Origin of the sequence: Polaribacter sp. HaHaR_3_91 (assembly GCF_019278525.1) — a bacterium.
Classification (GTDB): Bacteria; Bacteroidota; Bacteroidia; order Flavobacteriales; family Flavobacteriaceae; genus Polaribacter.
The window spans coordinates 126,934-145,371 of record NZ_CP058986.1; the positions used below are offsets into that span (position 1 = coordinate 126,934).

Sequence of the window (18,438 nt, forward strand, 5' to 3'; positions counted from 1 at the left end):
TTTTCTTACTTTAAAGTAGGTGAATAATTTGTAGGATAATCATCTGCTTTAGCCAAACCATCTGTTGCTAAAGTAAAATTAGAACCAAATTCTGCATCTATAGACTCTAAAATTTCATTAGCCATTAAAGCATAACCTCTTCCTGTTAAATGTACACCATCTAAACTTATTAAACCACCAGTAACTAGACTTGTATTTAACCTATACTTATCAAAAAGAATCCCTTCAGAAGCTTCTTGTAAAAGACCTTTAAAATCTACCAATGCAACATTTTCATTTGTACTTGTTATTGTTTCAATTGTTGTATTATAAGCATCTGAAGCCGTTTTTATTGCTGCTTGCTCCTGTGGTGTTAAAACCCAATTATCTGCTAAAGGAACAGATACTCCGTTAATTAACGATGCATTTCCATTAACTGTAGTGCCAATAATAGCAGAACTTGCTAATAATAATAAATCATCTGCAGTTGCTTGTCTATATTTTGGAATTTCTGCAAAAGCTGGGTTTATAGCTCCTAAATCTGTTAAATCTTCATCTATAATTACTACTGCATTTTGACCAGCCGAAAAACTAATTGTTCTTTTAGCTACCTCATCATCTGTTAATAAGCCAGTTCCGGCTAAAGCTGCCGCAGCTGCTTGTAAACCGCCATTATAAGGCGCATAACCAGCATTTACAACTTCTGCTGTTGCTGCATCTAAAGGAAGAGGGTTATAAGGTACTGTACTAAAATTAGCTAAATCTGTAATATAAGGTACATTTGCAACCACTCCTTTTGCTCCATTTGATGTAAGTGCTGTTACCATACCATTTAACACATTTGCAAAAACAGTTGGATCTGTAATATCTGTTTCTCCATAAGTAGAAGGATCATAATTTCCTGTTTGGTCTACTCCAGAACCTCCAGAAAGTGCATAACCTAAAACATCATTTCCTCCAATTTCTGATAATGTAAAAAACGTTGGTGCTTGGGCTAATGCATCTCCTATAACTGTAGCAGAAGAACTAGATTCCATTCTACCAAAATATGGGTTTAATGTTCCATAACCAGCAACACCTAAATGAAAACTTTTAGCACCAGGCACTCCAAAATTATTAAAAGGACCAGATACTTTAGCTGTTAAAGATGTTGTAGGTAAAACACTTAACCTTGTTGGACCAGCTCCATCAAAATAAAATCTTGGCGGTTGAACTGCTGTTCCGTTAAAAACCAAACCTCCAATATTATCATTCATTAAAGGTTGTTTAAATGAGGTTCCAAATTTTTCTGCTAGAATGTTTGGAAAAGAATTTTCTTGCCCCGCTTTAAACAATGCTCCATCGGTATATCCTGCGGTAAAAGAAGCTCCTATAGAAATGTATGTAGAAAAATCTAATCCATTTTTATTTAACGTTACAAGCGGTTTTACTGGATCTACTATTTCATCTAACTCATTGTTTACATCACAAGATGTAATGCTGAAAGCCAAAAGAAATAATCCTATATATTTATAATTTTTCATAAAGTATTTTATTTTAGTTATTAATTGTCCAAGAAATATAGTATTGAGAACCTATTGCTCCTACACCGGTAGCACCTAAATATTCTTGACCTGTTAAATTTGCTCCACCTAATTTAAATACAGATTTCATTGAAGGAACACTATAATTAACTTGAGCATCTAAAACGGTTCTCGCTTTCATTGTACCATCTAAGAAAGAAGATTCCCATCTATATTCATCTTGCCATCTTGCATTAACATTAAAACCAAAGTTTTTAAATAAGTCTGTTTTACCAAATTGTAATTTTACTTTATGTTCTGGTGTATTAAAACCAGCTTCAAAATCTGGATCTGAAGCTTGATCAAAATCAAATTTTGCATAAGTATAATTAAGACCAAGGTTAAAACCTTTTAAAATTTTGGTGTTTAAACCAATGGTTGCACCATAAGAATTAATATCTGCATCAGAATTAGTATACAATTGAAAAACCTTAAATCCGCCGGCAGCATTGTAAGGTACAATTACATTTTTATTGGCTATAAAATCCTCATATTGATTATAATACAAACTTAAATCTACAGTAAGGTTACTTTCATTAACTGGAATAAGCCCCCTATACCCTACTTCAAAAGCGGTTACTTTTTCTGGTTTAACAAAGTCTACCTCTGCTTTTACAGTTCCACCACTTGCAACAGTATAAGAGTTTTCATAAGCATCTCTACCTGTTAACGTATAATTTACACCTGCAGCATCTGTAAAAGTTGTAGTATATCTGTCTATATTATCTTCTACACCACCTACTAAAATTGCGTTACCAACGTCTAAACCAATATATTGATCTTGCGTTGTTGGATTTCTAAATCCTGTTTGAAAAGAAGCTCTAAAGTTTTGATTTTTATTTTCACCACCGGCGTATGCAAATGAAACTCTTGGAGAAAAGTTACCATCAAAATTTTGTGCTTTATCATAACGAATTGAAGCCGTTACCTTTAAACGATCTTCTTCTAAAAATTTCTTTTGAGCTTGTGTATAAACACCATATTCATCATACTTAATAGGCCCGTCTGTATCTGTAAATATATTTCCAAAAGAATTTAAAGAATACCTTCTGTAAGAACCACCTACTTGAATTTCTGCAAAATCTATAACATCTTGAAAATTGTAATTTGCATCTGCATGATATAATTTTGTTTGATCTCTAAACTTTGCACCAGAAATTAAATCAGGATTACTAGTTACTTCATTAAAAGCATTGTTAAACTCTGCAGAACCAGGTAAAAAACGATTTCTATCGGCAAATGCTCTTGCAGCTTCATGAGAACTAGCAGTAACACCAGGTACGCTTCCTAAATAGGCTCCAGCATATTCTGTAAACCAATTTTGGTCTGAACTCCAAGACCTATTAATATTTAAACCTGCAAATAAGGTATTGTAAGAATCTCCAGCATCTTCACTTGTTACATAACCACGAACAAAAAAGTTTTTCCCTTTAAATTCTAATTTATGTTGTTCCAACAAAAAGTTTTTAATGCTATATTTTTGACCACCTAAGTATTGAGTAGTTCCAACGCCTACTTTAGTATTCCATATCACTTCTAAACGATCATCACCAAATGGTCTATAATTTAATGAACTACCAAACTTTACGCTTTTAACGCCATAGTCCATCAAATCGTTTTCATTATAACCTGTTCTACTTACTTTTCCTATAGCTCCCCCAAAATCATTAGAGGCTACATCTCCATAAACATTAACACCATTATAATTTGGATCTGATCTATCTCCTGATATGTATTCATCACCATCTGTATTTCTATAATCTGTTGCATGCCAATCTTCTCCTTCTAAATAGGATAATGTTGCTTTTGCAGCAAACTTATTAGAAAAAGCATACGCCATTCTAATATTAAAATCATAAAACTCATTATTTCCTGCTGCTTCTTGACTTGTAACACCTCCTTTTAAAGAAACACTAATTCCTTGATCTTCAAAAGGGCTTTTACTAGTCATAAACATAATACCATTAAATGCATTTGCACCATATAATGCAGAAGAAGCTCCTGGTAATAATTCTACTGTTTTTACGTCTAGTTCAGACATCCCAAGTAAATTACCCAAAGCAAAGTTTAATGCAGGCGAAGAATTGTCCATACCATCTACCAATTGCATAAAACGTGTATTAGAAAAAGTTGCAAAACCACGTGTATTTACAGATTTAAAAGTTAAACTATTGGTATTTACATCTACTCCTTTTAAGTTTTCTAATCCGTCATAAAAAGAAGGGGAAGAAGTATTTTTAATAGCTCTACTATCCATTCTTTCTATGGTAACCGGAGATTCCATAACACGTTCTGGCGTTCTAGATGCAGAAACTACAATTTCATCTAAAGAAGTTTCATTTTCTATTAAATTAACGATTACTTTTTGGTTGTTTTTTGTAATCTCAACTTTTTCTAAATGAAATCCTAAAACAGAAATTTCTAAAGTAAAGGGAGGATTGTCTGAAACATTAAATACAAATTGACCATCAAAATCTGTAGTTGTACCTACCGCTTTTCTAGCAATTTTAATATTTGCTCCGGGAATTGTTTCTCCTGTTTTAGCGTCTGTAACAGTACCTGTAACCGTGGTTTGACCAACCATGGCTACACTACTAAAAGCTATAAACGCAAGAAGTATAAATTTTTTTATCATAATTTGAATTATTTGTTAGTTAAATGCAAAATACAATATTTTTTGAATAATATAATAAATAGGTCGTTATTTTAAGATTATAGCAATAAATTGTAATTATATTATCAAATAGAAAGTTCAAAAAAACTACTCTTTTTACTATTAGCAGAAACACTTAGTTATTGTACATTTGTATTATCCTTAATTATCTTTTTGATTGAATACAATTCAGAATATTTCTAATTTTTCTACTTCAGAAAAAACATATGTAACCATTGGTACTTTTGATGGGGTACATTTTGGGCATCAAAAAATTATTGATAAGCTGGTTTTAGAGGCTAAAAAAGCAAATAGAAAATCTGTTTTACTTACCTTTTTTCCGCACCCTAGAATGGTCTTGCAAAAAGACGCCACTATAGAGTTGATTAATACAATTGAAGAACGTGCCGAATTGCTTAAAAAAACAGGTTTAGATTACTTAATTATTCATCCTTTTAGCAAAGAATTTTCTAGAATGACAGCGCTAGAATTTGTGCGTGAGGTTTTGGTAAATCAATTAAATATTTCGAAATTAATTATTGGTTACGATCATCATTTTGGTAAAAATAGAGAAGGAAATATTGTTCAATTAACAGAATATAGCCATTTATACGATTTTGTGGTAGAAGAAATTCCGGCACAAGATATCGATGATGTTTCTGTAAGTTCTACCAAAGTAAGACGTGCTTTGGCAACCGGAAACCTAAAAACTGCCAACAATTATTTAGGCTACAATTTTATGTTAAGTGGTACGGTAGTAAACGGAAAACAATTAGGTGGAAAAATTGGCTATCCTACGGCAAATATTAATGTAAAAGAATCTTATAAACTGATTCCTAAAACGGGCGTTTATGTTGTAAAATCTACTATTGACAATAAAACTGTTTTCGGAATGATGAATATTGGCAGCAGACCAACCGTAGATGGAACTTACCAAACTATTGAGGTTCATTTTTTTGACTTCAACCAAAATTTATACAACCAATATTTAACAATAGAATTGCTTTATTTTTTACGTGATGAAGAAAAATTTAGTTCTATTGACGCATTAGTTGTTCAGATTAAAAAGGATGAACAAACTGCAAGGGATTATATTAAAAACAAGCTTTAAGTTTTTTTACATAGGTTATGTTAATACTACCTTTTTAAGGAACATTACATCTCTTTTGTTATCACTGTTATGTGACTTCTCATTGCATTCGAAGTGACATTTGTTGTGTTTTTTTTAGCGAATAGTCTTATTTCTAATCAGTATGTCTTTTCAACCTTTTGGGAGAAATTGCATAAAGTTGCTCTACAATGTGTTTTCTTTGTTATGGGATTTCTCCTTGCGTCGAAATGACAAGTTGGGTGTTTACTTTTATGTTTTCATTATTATGGTGCTTTTAAATACTTCGAAGTAACATTCTTATTAAAGACTTTTCTTTTTCTAGTATTCACTACGCGTTAAGGATAGCGCAATTGTTTGAGCTCTTTTTTGTTCTTTTAACAAAAAAAGCGAGTGCGAAAGCCTGCCCCTTGTGGTAACGCCCAAAAGACATTGGAAAACATCCATTTTCTATGATTTCTTTGTGTCTATTTGGTTAGAATTTTACAACATACTTTTATTTATAATTTAGTGTAAAACCATTTCACAAATTATATCTTTGCATTTACAAAAATTCTACAAAAATGTTACAAGTACAGTTTATTAGAGACAACAAAGAAACGGTTTTAGCGGGTTTAGCTAAACGTAATTTTGCTAATGCAGCAACGATTATTGAACAAGTTTTAACTGCTGATGAGAATAGAAGATCTACTCAGGTTGAATTAGATAATACTTTGGCAGAATCTAATAAATTATCTAAAGAAATTGGTAGTTTTTTTAAATCTGGGGAAGTACAAAAAGCAAATCTTTTAAAGGAAAAAACAGTTCAGTTAAAAGAGAGATCTAAAGAGCTTGGTGAAAATTTTAATGCTTTTGCAGAAGAGTTGCAAACGTTATTATACCAAATTCCGAATATTCCGCATGCTTCTGTAAAAGCAGGAACATCTGAAGAAGATAATGAGAACATTTTTAGTGAAGGAACCATTCCGGATTTAGGAGAAAATGCTTTACCTCATTGGGAGTTGGCTAAGAAATATGATATTATAGATTTCGAATTAGGTAATAAAATTACAGGTGCCGGTTTTCCGGTTTATAAAGGAAAAGGTGCAAGATTACAACGTGCTTTAATCAACTATTTTTTAGATAAAAATACGAAAGCAGGTTATACAGAAGTACAAGTGCCACATTTGGTAAATACAGAATCTGCAACTGCAACGGGGCAATTGCCAGATAAAGACGGACAAATGTATCATTCTACAGTAGATGATTTATATTTAATTCCTACTGCAGAAATTCCTATTACCAATATGTTTCGTGGTAATTTAATGCAAGAAGCTGAATTTCCTATTACAGTAACGGGTTATACGCCTTGTTTTAGACGTGAAGCTGGAAGTTATGGTGCGCATGTAAGAGGTTTAAACAGATTGCATCAGTTTGATAAAGTAGAGATTGTACGTATTGAGCATCCAGATAATTCTTACCAAGCCTTAAATGGTATGGTAGAACATATTAAAGATATTTTAAGAGAGTTAAAATTACCTTATAGAATATTACGCTTGTGTGGTGGAGATACCGGTTTTACGGCTGCCCTAACATTCGATTTTGAAGTATTTTCTACAGCACAAGACCGTTGGTTAGAAATTAGTTCTGCATCTAACTTTGAGGCTTTTCAGGCAAATAGATTAAAACTACGTTTTAAAAATAAAGAAGGTAAAAGCGAATTGGCACACACCTTAAATGGTAGTTCTTTGGCTTTACCTCGTGTTTTAGCGGGTATTTTAGAAAACTATCAAACAGCAGACGGAATTAAAATACCAGATGCTTTAGTACCTTATTGTGGGTTCGATATTATAGATTAATAAATTAGTAAGCAGTATTCAGTTGGCAGTAAGCAGTTAGCTTGTTTGTATAATATTTTTTTATACAATTGAGTACTGTTTACTGCAACTACTAATTCTAAACTAATTTTAGTTTTCAGTATTCAGTCAATATTTGACTGAGTACTGAAAACTGAAAAACGGTAGACTAGTTTGCAACTACAGCAACCATTAATCTTTTGTATTTATTCATTTCTAAAAGTGAGTTTAAATACGCACTAATTTGTCCGTTTTTCATAAACTCTATAGAATTGTTTTTTGCTGTTTCGTATTGTTTTTTAAATGTATTCATCTTCTTAAAATTTGATTGGTTATATTCTCTTTAGACAAGTTTCGTGCCAAATTATTACAAAGAACACCTTATAATAGACGTCTTTAATAAAAATTTAACATATTTCTTACTTATCTTTGAAATTGATGAAACAACTGTTTTTACTTATTTTTATTACTATAACTAGCGTTAGCTTTTCTCAAAGTGATTATTATTTGGCGGAAGATTACTATAGAGAAGGCCAATATGAAAAAGCGACTCAAATCTTTAAAAACTTATATGCTAAGAACCTTTTTAATACCACTTATTTAAGTAGATTGATTTCTTGTTATCAAGAAACCAATAAATTTAATGAAGTAGAAAAACTATTAAAAACCGCACTTGACAAAGACCCTAAACAAGCTTTTTTTTATGTGCATTTAGGATATAACTACCAAAGACAAGAATTACAAGAGTTGGCAGAAAAAAATTACGCTATTGCTTTAAACTCTATTGATACTAATAGTTTTTATGGCGGGTTTATTGGTAGGCTTTTTAAAGATTACAATCTTTTAAATCATGCAATTTTAGCGTATGAAAAAACAATGGCTAAAAATAAAAAAGCAGATTATAACTTTAGAATTGCTCAAATTTATGGAGAAAAAGGTGACTTAAAGAAAATGTTTGAAGCTTACTTTAATCTAGTTGATAAAAACATTGAAAATTACGATTTAGTAAAAAGATATACGAGTAGTTATATTACAGATGACGCAGAAAACGAAGCTAATATTTTATTTAGAAAAACACTTTTAAAAAAATCTGCAAGCAATCCAAAAGATGTTTGGAATCTATTATTAAGTTGGCTTTTTACACAACAGAAAGATTATAATAAAGCCCTTACGCAAGAAAAAGCTTTGTACAAAAGAAACCCTGCTGATTTAAATTCTATTTTTGATTTAGGAAAAATAGCTTTTGAAAACAAAGATTATATTACAGCTAAAGAATGTTTTTATTTTATTACCCAACAAAAAACTTTACAAATAGAAAAAATTGATGCGTCTTTTTACCTCGCTAAAATAGCTGTTGCAACAGATAATCCTGAAGTAGAAAAAATGTTTCTATCTCTTTTTACTCAGTATGGTAAAAATTCATATACCATAAAATTACAAGTGGAATATGCTGATTTTTTAACTTTTAAAAAAGACCAACCAAACGAGGCTAAAACTGTTTTAGAAGAAGCCTTAAACTATTCTCGTTCTCGATTCGACAAAGCAAGAATAAAATTAAAATTAGGGGATATTTTGGTCTTTACAGGAAATTACAACAAAGCATTAATCTATTTTTCTCAAATTCAAACACAACTTAAAAACCACGAATTAGCACAACAAGCCCGTTTTAAAGTAGCGCAAACAAGTTATTATAAAGCAGATTTTACATGGGCAAAAGCACAGTTAAAAGTATTAAAAGGCTCTACAACACAATTAATTGCGAATGATGCTCTAGAGTTGTTTTTAAAAATTACAGATAATGAACCGGTAGACTCTATTCCGTCTGGATTAAAACAATTGGCAAAAGCAGAACTGCTCTCTTATCAAAATAAAAATGAGGAAGCATTAACGGAATTACACAGTTTATTTACCCCTAAAATCGTTTTTGAAAACGGATTAAATCTTGGAGAAGTTATATACGATGATGTTTTATTTTTTGAAGCAAAGTTGTTCATCAAACAAAAAAAATATGACGACGCTATTGTAAGTTTTTCAAAAATTATTGCAGCCGATAATCAAGGTATTTATGCAGATGATGTGTATTATGAAATGGCAGAATTGTATAATAATCAATTAAACAATCCAGAAAAAGCTTCAGAATACTATCAAAAGATTATTTTTGACTATTCTTCTAGTATTTATCTAGTAGATGCTAGAAAAAAATATCGAAAATTAAGAGGAGATAAAATATAACACTCTAATTTTTTCAATAAAACATTTATACAAAATTACAATTACTAAGCATAATGTACATATACAACGTAACTATAAATATAGATGAAACCGTTCATAAAGAATGGCTTACATTTATGGAAACTCATATTTTAAAAGTCTTAAATACGGGTAGATTTACTGCAGCAAAACTAACTGAAGTTTTGGTAGAAGAAGAAATGGGTGGTAGAACTTATTCTATACAATATACAGCAAATACTAGAGAAGATTTAGACGATTATTATAAACACGAGGCAGAAACATTGCAACAGAAAAGTCTTCAAAAATTTGGAGATAAAATGTTAGCTTTTAGAACAGAATTAAAATTGATAAAAGAATTTTATCCTACAAATGTGATCAACTAATAATTAAACATGAAAAACTTTCTCTACATACACAGAAAGAAAGTTCCTTTAATTGGTATTTCGCTAATTTTAATAGGAGCTCTACTTGCCTACTTACAATGGGGCAAAGAACCTGGAGAAACAATTTCTGGAGTGTTTTGTGGACTAGGTTTTGGTTTAACAATAATAGGTCTTGGAGGCATTAAAAAACCCGATAAATTATGAGTGTAAAAGCAAAAAAACATTTAGGTCAGCATTTTTTAACAGATGAAACCATTGCACAAGATATTGCCAACGCATTAACAGGTAATGGGTATGATGATGTCTTAGAAATTGGTCCTGGAATGGGGGTTTTAACCAAATATTTATTACCAAAAAAAGCAAAGGTAACTGTCATGGAATTAGACAGAGAATCTGTTGCTTATTTGCATGAAACATTTCCTTTAGAACACATTAAATTAGACACTTCTAAAGAACATTTCGAAATAATTGAAGGCGATTTTTTAAAGAATCAAATCCAAGATATTTTCAATAAAAAGCAAGTAGCAATTATTGGTAATTTCCCTTATAATATTTCTACCCAAATTGTTTTTAAAGCCATTGAAAATAGAGAGTTTGTACCAGAATTTGCAGGTATGTTTCAAAAAGAAGTGGCTAAAAGAATTGCAGAAAAAGAAGGTAGCAAAGTGTACGGAATTTTATCGGTGTTAACCCAAGCCTTTTTTGATGTAGAATACCTATTTACAGTTCCGCCAACGGTATTTAATCCACCTCCAAAGGTAGATTCTGGTGTTATACGATTAATTCGTAAAAAAGATTATTCGTTACCTGTAGACGAAAAATTATTTTTTAGAGTTGTAAAAACAGCCTTTAATCAACGAAGAAAAATGCTTCGTTCTAGTTTAAAGTCTTTCAATATTTCGGATACCTTAAAAGAAGACCCTATCTTTGCGAAACGCCCAGAACAATTATCTGTTTCTGAGTTTATTTTACTTACGCAAAAATTGGCAGAAAATGACGTTCGAAATCACTGATGAATCTTTAGAAAACCTATCAGAACTTATCATTTCTAACAATGATAAAGAAATAACAGCATTATTTTCTGAAGTCCATTTTGCCGATATCGCAGAAGTTTTAGACGAAGTTAATTTTGATGAAGCTATCTATATTATCAAACTTTTAGATAGCGAAAAAACATCAGAAATACTTACCGAATTAGACGAAGATACTCGTGAGAAAATTTTAAAAAACTTATCTGCAAAAGAAATTGCCGATGAAGTTAGAGAAATGGACACCGATGATGCTGCCGATATTATTGGAGAACTGTCTGAAGAAAGACAAAAAAGGGTAATGTCTGCTTTAGAAGACGATGACCATGCAGCAGATATTAAAGAATTACTGTCTTATAATGATAATTCTGCAGGTGCTTTAATGGCAAAAGAATTGGTAAAGGTCTATGAAACCTGGACCGTTGCCGGCTGCATGCGCAGAATAAGAGGACAAGCTAAAGATGTTACCAGAGTACACTCTATTTATGTAGTAGATAAAGAAGATAAATTGGTAGGTAGAATGTCTTTAAAAGACTTAATCATTGCCAAATCAGACCATAAAATAGCAGACATTTGTAAAGCAAAAGTAGATGCTGTAAACGTACATCAAAACGACGAAGAAGTTGCTAAAATAATGGCTAAGTACGATTTAGAGGCCATACCTGTTGTAGATGACAACAATGTTTTAGTGGGTAGAATTACCATTGATGATATTTTAGATGTTATTAGAGAAGAAGCCGACAAAGATTACCAAATGGCAGCTGGTTTCTCCCAAGATGTAGAAGCAGATGATACCATTTGGGAACTTACAAAAGCCCGTTTACCGTGGTTAATTTTAGCCCTTTTTGGTGGCTTTATTTCTGTTTCTGTCTTAGGTAGTTTTGATAATGCAATAAACACTTTTCCAGAACTGTTTTTTTTTACACCTTTAATTGCTGCAATGGCAGGTAATGTAGGCGTACAATCTTCTGCAATTATTGTGCAAGGTTTGGCAAACGACAGCTTAAAAGGATCTCTGTTTAAAAGGTTGTTAAAAGAAATATTACAAGGTTTGTTAAACGGTTTTGTATTGGCTGCCTTATTAATGTCTGCCGGAATGTTGTTTTTAGGATTTCCACTAGACTTAGGAATTACCGTAGCAGCTTCCTTAATTTCCGTAATTATTATTGCTTCAATTATTGGAACATTTATTCCTATTATTTTAGCAAAAAAAGGTATCGATCCAGCATTGGCCACAGGACCCTTTATAACAACAAGTAACGATATTTTAGGAATTTTAATCTACTTTTCTATCGCTAAATTAGTCTTAGGATTTTAATTTTTTTAGAAGCTATTTCCAGCTTTCCGCTATATCTTTTTGCTGAAAAAGCAAAAAGGATGCCGCTTCAATCTGGGCTAGACTTGTTTGCCAGCAACTTTTATATACTGAATACTCCTTTTAATATCATTTGAAATTTGAAACAGTAAAAGCTAAGAAAACCTAAAAATTAAACACCAAATTTATCATTTCGACGCAAGGAGAAGTCTCATAAAAGTGCTGCACTAACCCGATCAACCTTATGTGATTTCTCTCTCCGTTCGAAAGGACAAACTGTGTGAGAAAAAATATAAACGGCTACAAATATGTGACATCAGAAAGTACAAACTGTATGAGCAAAAAGAACTATTTTCTTAACTTCACAAACAAGTCCCAAATAACAACTCCTGTAGTTACAGAAATATTTAAAGAATGTTTGGTACCCAATTGCGGAATTTCGATACACAAATCAGACGCATTTACCACTTCTTGTTGCACGCCTTTTACCTCGTTCCCCATAACAATAGCATACTTCTCTCCTATCGTCGGATAAAAAGTGTCGAGCATTGTAGAATTTTCTGCTTGTTCAATAGAAAGAACTTTTACATTTTCTGCCTTTAATTTTTCAACTAAAGTCAAAGTATCTTCTACGTATTCCCAAGCCACCGATTCGGTTGCTCCTAAGGCTGTTTTATGAATATCTTTATTTGGCGGAGTAGCACAAATACCACATAAATAGATCTTTTCAATCAAAAAAGCATCACTTGTTCTAAAAACAGAACCAATATTATTTAAACTTCTAATATTGTCTAAAACTACTATAATTGGCGTCTTTTCAACAGTCTTAAATTCATCAACTGTAATTCTTCCTAACTCGTTATTCTTTAATTTTCTCATATCTTGTGAATAAGTTCACTACAAACTGCTACTGATTACTGCGTACTAATTTTTATCTTCGCAAAACTAACTGAAAATTTCCAAAACTTGGCAAAAACAAAAGCTAAAAAGGTAACTCCTTTAATGAAACAATACAACGCAATCAAGAATAAATATCCTGATGCAATGTTACTTTTTAGAGTAGGAGATTTTTACGAAACCTTTGGTGAAGACGCTAAAAAAGCTGCCGATGTTTTAGGAATTACCTTAACAAAACGTGGTGCCGGAAGTGAAACAGAAACTGCTTTGGCAGGTTTTCCACATCATTCTTTAAACACCTATTTACCAAAGTTGGTAAAGTTTGGAATGCGTGTTGCTATTTGCGACCAGTTAGAAGACCCTAAAATGACCAAAACCATAGTAAAACGTGGGGTTACAGAATTGGTTACACCCGGAGTTTCTTTAAACGACGAAGTTTTACAAACCAAAACCAATAACTTTTTAGCGGCAGTTCATTTTGATAAAAAACAACTCGGAATTTCTTTCCTTGATGTTTCTACTGGTGAATATTTGGTGGCACAAGGAAATGCAGAATATATTGATAAATTGTTGCAAAACTTTAGTCCGAGTGAAGTCTTGGTTCAGAAACAACACAAACAACAATTTTTAGAATTATTTGAAAACCGATATTACACGTTTTATTTAGACGATTGGGTTTTTCAAAAAGAATATGCGAATGAAACGTTGCAAAATCATTTTGAAGTAAAAAGCTTAAAAGGTTTTGGAATTCAGGATGTTAAAAACGGAATTATTGCTGCCGGCGCAGTGATGTATTACTTGTCGGAAACGCAACACAATCAGTTAAAACACATTCAGCATATCAGCAGAATTGCTGAAGATAATTATGTTTGGATGGACCGTTTTACGGTTCGGAATTTAGAATTATACAACCCTAATTCTATCAACGCAGTTACACTTTTAAATGTAATTGATAAAACAATTTCGCCCATGGGCGGACGTTTATTAAAGCGTTGGTTGGCATTGCCTTTAAAAAATATCGACGCCATTAAAAACCGTCATGAATTGGTAAAGTTCTTTATAGATTCTGATGAGTTTTCTCAGACAGTAACTTATCAATTAAAACAAATATCCGATTTAGAACGATTAATTTCTAAAGTAGCAACCGGTAAAGCTTCACCTAGAGAAATTGTACTTTTAAAAGATTCTTTAAAGGCCATTTTGCCGATAAAAGCATCCGCAGAAAAAAGTAAAAATAACACAGTAAAAGCACTCGGAAATCAATTACATACATGTGCCGATTTAATTGAAAAAATTAATAAAACCTTGTTTGATGAAGCTCCGGTAAACATCAATAAAGGAAATGCAATTGCTACTGGCGTTCATCAAGAATTAGACGACTTACGTGCCATTTCTAACTCTGGTAAAGAGTATTTAGATAACATGCTAAAGCGTGAAACAGAGCGCACAGGAATTACAAGTTTAAAGATTTCTTTTAACAACGTATTTGGGTATTATATTGAGGTTAGAAATTCTCATAAAGACAAAGTTCCACAAGAATGGATACGTAAACAAACCTTGGTAAATGCAGAGCGATATATTACCGAGGAATTAAAAGAATACGAAACCAAAATTTTAGGTGCTGAAGAAAAAATAGCCAAAATAGAACAAGAAATATTTTCTAAATTACTACAGTACATCATTCAATATGTACAGATAGTCCAAGAAAATGCACAGGTTATCGCAAAAATAGATTGTTTACTTTCTTTTTCTGTTTTAGCAATTGACAATAATTATGTGCGTCCGATTATGGATGAAAGTACTGATTTGGAAATAAAAAATGGTCGTCATCCTGTTATTGAAAAACAATTACCCATAGATCAAGCGTATATTGCAAATGATGTGGTGTTGAACAGAACTCAACAACAAATAATTATGATTACCGGACCTAATATGTCTGGTAAATCTGCTATTTTAAGACAAACTGCATTAATCGTTTTATTAGCACAAATGGGAAGTTATGTTCCGGCTCAGAATGCAAAAATTGGTATTGTTGATAAAATTTTTACCAGAGTTGGTGCCAGTGATAATATTTCTATGGGCGAATCTACCTTTATGGTAGAAATGAATGAAACAGCTTCGATCTTAAATAACGTTTCTGAGCGCAGTTTAATTTTGTTAGATGAAATTGGTAGAGGAACCTCTACTTATGACGGAATTTCGATTGCATGGGCCATATCTGAGTTCTTACACGAGCACCCAACCAAAGCAAAAACATTGTTTGCTACGCATTATCATGAGTTGAATGAAATGACCACTACTTTTGAGCGCATTAAAAACTTTAATGTGTCTGTAAAAGAATTAGAAAACACCATAATATTCTTACGTAAATTGGTTTCTGGTGGTTCTGATCATAGTTTTGGTATTCATGTAGCCAAACTTGCTGGAATGCCAAATATGGTAATTCATAGAGCGAATAAAATTTTAGAAAAACTAGAAAAGAACAACAAAAACGCCGAAGTTAAAGACGTTTTAAAACAAGATCAGAATGAAGAAATGCAACTCAGCTTTTTTCAGTTAGATGACCCGTTATTAGAAAATATTAAAGAAGAAATTTTAGCCACAAATATTGATACTTTAACACCAATTGAAGCATTAATGAAGTTGAATGAAATTAAACGAATGTTGATTAAAAAGTAAAAAAGAGCTAAACGTAAATGTTTAGCTCTTTTTAATTATTTTTTACTGTATTTTTTAAAACTTATACTTTGCAGTAAGTTGTAAATTTCTAGTTTCTCCTGGTAAAGCTCCTGCAAACATTGCTTTTACATAATATCTAGTATTAAAAATATTTTCAATATTTAATCTTAAATCCCAATTTTTTCCAATTCCATAAGCTAGAGCTCCATCAAAAAGAACATAGCTATTTACATGAGCATCTACTAAACTATAACCATCAATAGTTCTTTTGCTTTCGTAACTTGTACCTAAGTTAAAACTTAAAGGATTTTTTTGTTTACCTAACAAGAACTTGTATTGTCCCCAAAAACGAGCATAGGTTTTTGGTATACCTTTACTTTGTTCTGTAATAACATCTTCTCCTTCTATCGTTTTAGGATCTTGAAATGTTGCATTGGTATTAAATGATAAGAAATTATTAACTGCATAATTTACATCTAACTCTACACCTCTTGTTCTATTTTCTTGATCATAAAAATACTGAGGTACATCAATATTAAAATTTGATGCTGCAGGATCATCTTCATAATCATCATTAGCATACTGTAAATTTGTGGTTGCTGTTTGAAAAAATACAAGAGACGCTAATAAACTGTTATCTTTCGTCTTAAAACGCATTCCTAAATCTATTGACAAAGATTCAGAATCAGGACGATCATCACCATCTAAAGAAGATGTTACGCTATAAACCGTTCTACCAACAGAATAGTTACCAAATAAAGATAACTGATCCATAGCTCTATAATTTAAACCTAAATTATAAGCAAAACCAGCATCGTTAAAATCAACTAATTGTCCATCATCATACAAATTTCTATAATCTTGTTGGGTACCTAAATAAGCTCCACCAACTCTAGCTGTTAATTTATCGTAATAAATAACTTCTTGAAAACCGACCCCATAACCTTGTACTGTTTTTTCGTATTGGCTTCTTAAAATTGGGTCATAATCCCAAATACTTCCAGATCCCCAGTTAGGGTTTCTAATATCTAAAATGTATGGCACAGGATTAGTCGCTCTACTATCATCTGCATCCCAAGTAGAATGTTGGCTGTAATCAATATTTCTATTCTCGTAGTTAATACTTAATAAATGTTCTCCTCTTAAAGCATTTCCTTTTCCCCATGTTTTTTGAAAATCACCAAAATATTGAAACATTTTTTCTTGAGCATCAACAATTCTATATTCTTGACGTCTTGCCTCATACGGATAAATTACATCATCTATAATTAATGGCGAACGAGTATCGTTATGTATAATACCACTTTGTTGATAATAAGAATAATTTAAAGCCCCTGTTTGCCTAACATAATCTGAGCTATAATTTCTATACAAAACCTGGTTTGTAATGTTAACAGTTTCACTTGGTTTCCACTCATGACGTAATTTTACTCTAAATTCTTTTCCTTTGTTTGGTGTTGCCAAAGGTGATACCAATGTAGCGTCTCCAATATCAAAAGGTTCATAACCATCTGTATTGGTTAATGAGTTTGCCAAAATTTGGCGTTGCTCATCAGTTAATTGTACACCAGAAAAGTTTCCACTACTATCTAAACCTGTATCATTTACTAAGTTTTCCCAATTATAACCACCATCTTCCGGATTACCTAATAAACTTGTACTTACTAATCTTACAGGGTTTCCTGTTGGATCAATTTGAACAGCATCTTCTATATATGCACTAGATAATATAAATTGATGTTTATCTGTTTCATATTTTAAAGATCCATAATTCTCAAATCTTTCAGATGATACATCTCTATATCCTTCTTCAACTTCACTTGCACTTACAAAACGATAGCTTAATTTCTCTGAAATTGGACCCGTTAAATCGACCATAACTCTATAATGTCCCCATTTTCCAAAACGAGTTTCAATAGAATATTGTTCTATATCTAAAGGTTTTTTTTCTATTAAATTAATTACTCCACCTGCGGCGCCCATTCCGTAAAGACCAGCAGACGGACCTTTTAAAACCTCAATTCTTTCTATGTTAGTTTGCGAACGAACAGGATTAAATGTATTTCCTAAACTACCACCACCATACATACCATCGTAGGCATAATTAGCACCTAACCCTCTAATAACTAAATTATCACCAATATTATAATTATTACCCGCTTGTGTAACTCCACTTATATTTCTAATACTTTGTTGTATCGTATTGTTAGCTTGTTGATCTAGTAAATAACCACCTACAACAACTACAGGCGCAGGCGTGTTCATTAAACTAATTTTAGATTTTGTAGCAGAACGAGAAACTGTAGGTACTTTTTCTTTGTCTAAATGAGCTTCAATTAAAATTTCATTTAAATTTTCTGATGTATTTGTAAGTATCAAATTTACTTCAGAAATTTTATTTGAGTTCACTGTTATGGTTTTATTAACTGTTTTGTAACCAACATATGAAGCAGATAAAGTAATCTCACCAATAGGTGCTTTCACCATAAATTCACCATTATTATCTGATGAAGCTCCCAAAGAAAATTCTTTAATTTGAATGGTTACATTAGAAAGAGGAGTACCACTTTGATTAACAATTTTTCCATGAATTTTACCACTTATATTTTGAGCTTTCCCATCTTGGAAACTTAATAAAAACAGTATACAGCATACTATTTTAGTGAGGTTTATAGAACTTTTCGAATTTATAAAATAATTCATTACTTTTGATTTTAAGTATTTTTTTAATCTGTTAATAATATCATGTTTCCAGTATGAAATCTGA

13 protein-coding genes are annotated in these 18,438 nt (G+C 31.7%); 8 read left to right on the plus strand and 5 right to left on the minus strand.

Annotation, left to right across the window (positions count from 1 at the left end):
- Positions 1–5 precede the first annotated feature (5 nt).
- Positions 6–1,502 (minus strand): G-D-S-L family lipolytic protein, encoded by a 1,497-nt coding sequence (locus tag H0I27_RS00670; protein ID WP_218732037.1) that lies wholly within the window; start codon positions 1,500–1,502, stop codon positions 6–8.
- 13 nt (positions 1,503–1,515) lie between these two features.
- Positions 1,516–4,176: a TonB-dependent receptor gene (locus H0I27_RS00675; protein WP_218732038.1), complete on the minus strand. Its 2,661-nt coding sequence runs from the start codon at positions 4,174–4,176 to the stop codon at positions 1,516–1,518.
- Between the two features lie 196 nt (positions 4,177–4,372).
- Here H0I27_RS00675 and H0I27_RS00680 point away from each other — a divergent pair, with 196 nt between their 5' ends.
- Together H0I27_RS00680 and serS are read left to right on the plus strand one after the other, a co-directional pair.
- Positions 4,373–5,305 (plus strand): bifunctional riboflavin kinase/FAD synthetase, encoded by a 933-nt coding sequence (locus H0I27_RS00680; protein ID WP_218732039.1) that lies wholly within the window; start codon positions 4,373–4,375, stop codon positions 5,303–5,305.
- 560 nt (positions 5,306–5,865) lie between these two features.
- Positions 5,866–7,140 carry a serine--tRNA ligase gene (serS, locus tag H0I27_RS00685; protein ID WP_218732040.1) on the plus strand — a complete coding sequence of 425 codons (1,275 nt, stop codon included), beginning with the start codon at positions 5,866–5,868 and terminating at the stop codon, positions 7,138–7,140.
- 166 nt (positions 7,141–7,306) lie between these two features.
- On the opposite strand, the gene H0I27_RS00690 is transcribed toward serS, so the two are convergent.
- Entirely contained in the window at positions 7,307–7,450 is a 144-nt protein-coding gene (locus H0I27_RS00690) for a hypothetical protein (RefSeq protein WP_165731424.1), read from the minus strand.
- Positions 7,451–7,575: 125 nt separating this feature from the next.
- Between H0I27_RS00690 and H0I27_RS00695 the strand changes: the two genes are divergently transcribed.
- From H0I27_RS00695 to mgtE, 5 genes are read left to right on the plus strand one after another with little or no spacing between them, the layout of a single operon-like run.
- The gene (locus H0I27_RS00695; protein ID WP_218732041.1) at positions 7,576–9,369 is read left to right on the plus strand and encodes a tetratricopeptide repeat protein; all 1,794 of its coding nucleotides are present in this window, start codon (positions 7,576–7,578) and stop codon (positions 9,367–9,369) included.
- A gap of 53 nt (positions 9,370–9,422) precedes the next feature.
- Positions 9,423–9,752 carry a DUF4286 family protein gene (locus H0I27_RS00700; RefSeq protein ID WP_218732042.1) on the plus strand — a complete coding sequence of 110 codons (330 nt, stop codon included), beginning with the start codon at positions 9,423–9,425 and terminating at the stop codon, positions 9,750–9,752.
- Positions 9,753–9,761: 9 nt separating this feature from the next.
- Entirely contained in the window at positions 9,762–9,956 is a 195-nt protein-coding gene (locus H0I27_RS00705; RefSeq protein WP_218732043.1) for a hypothetical protein, read from the plus strand.
- Complete coding sequence (gene rsmA / locus H0I27_RS00710) at positions 9,953–10,765, plus strand: 16S rRNA (adenine(1518)-N(6)/adenine(1519)-N(6))-dimethyltransferase RsmA (protein WP_218732044.1); 813 nt, start codon at positions 9,953–9,955, stop codon at positions 10,763–10,765. Before H0I27_RS00705 ends, rsmA begins: the two co-directional genes overlap by 4 nt.
- Positions 10,746–12,098: a magnesium transporter gene (gene mgtE / locus H0I27_RS00715; RefSeq protein WP_218732045.1), complete on the plus strand. Its 1,353-nt coding sequence runs from the start codon at positions 10,746–10,748 to the stop codon at positions 12,096–12,098. The genes rsmA and mgtE overlap by 20 nt, the downstream gene beginning before the upstream one ends.
- Before the next feature lie 345 nt (positions 12,099–12,443).
- Here mgtE and H0I27_RS00720 read toward each other — a convergent pair whose 3' ends face one another.
- Positions 12,444–12,974, minus strand: a complete 531-nt coding sequence (locus H0I27_RS00720; protein ID WP_166386135.1) for an RNA methyltransferase — start codon at positions 12,972–12,974, stop codon at positions 12,444–12,446.
- Between the two features lie 87 nt (positions 12,975–13,061).
- Here H0I27_RS00720 and mutS point away from each other — a divergent pair, with 87 nt between their 5' ends.
- Positions 13,062–15,671: a DNA mismatch repair protein MutS gene (gene mutS / locus H0I27_RS00725; protein WP_218732046.1), complete on the plus strand. Its 2,610-nt coding sequence runs from the start codon at positions 13,062–13,064 to the stop codon at positions 15,669–15,671.
- A 54-nt stretch (positions 15,672–15,725) separates the two neighbouring features.
- On the opposite strand, the gene H0I27_RS00730 is transcribed toward mutS, so the two are convergent.
- Entirely contained in the window at positions 15,726–18,374 is a 2,649-nt protein-coding gene (locus H0I27_RS00730) for a TonB-dependent receptor (protein WP_218732047.1), read from the minus strand.
- Positions 18,375–18,438 lie beyond the last annotated feature (64 nt).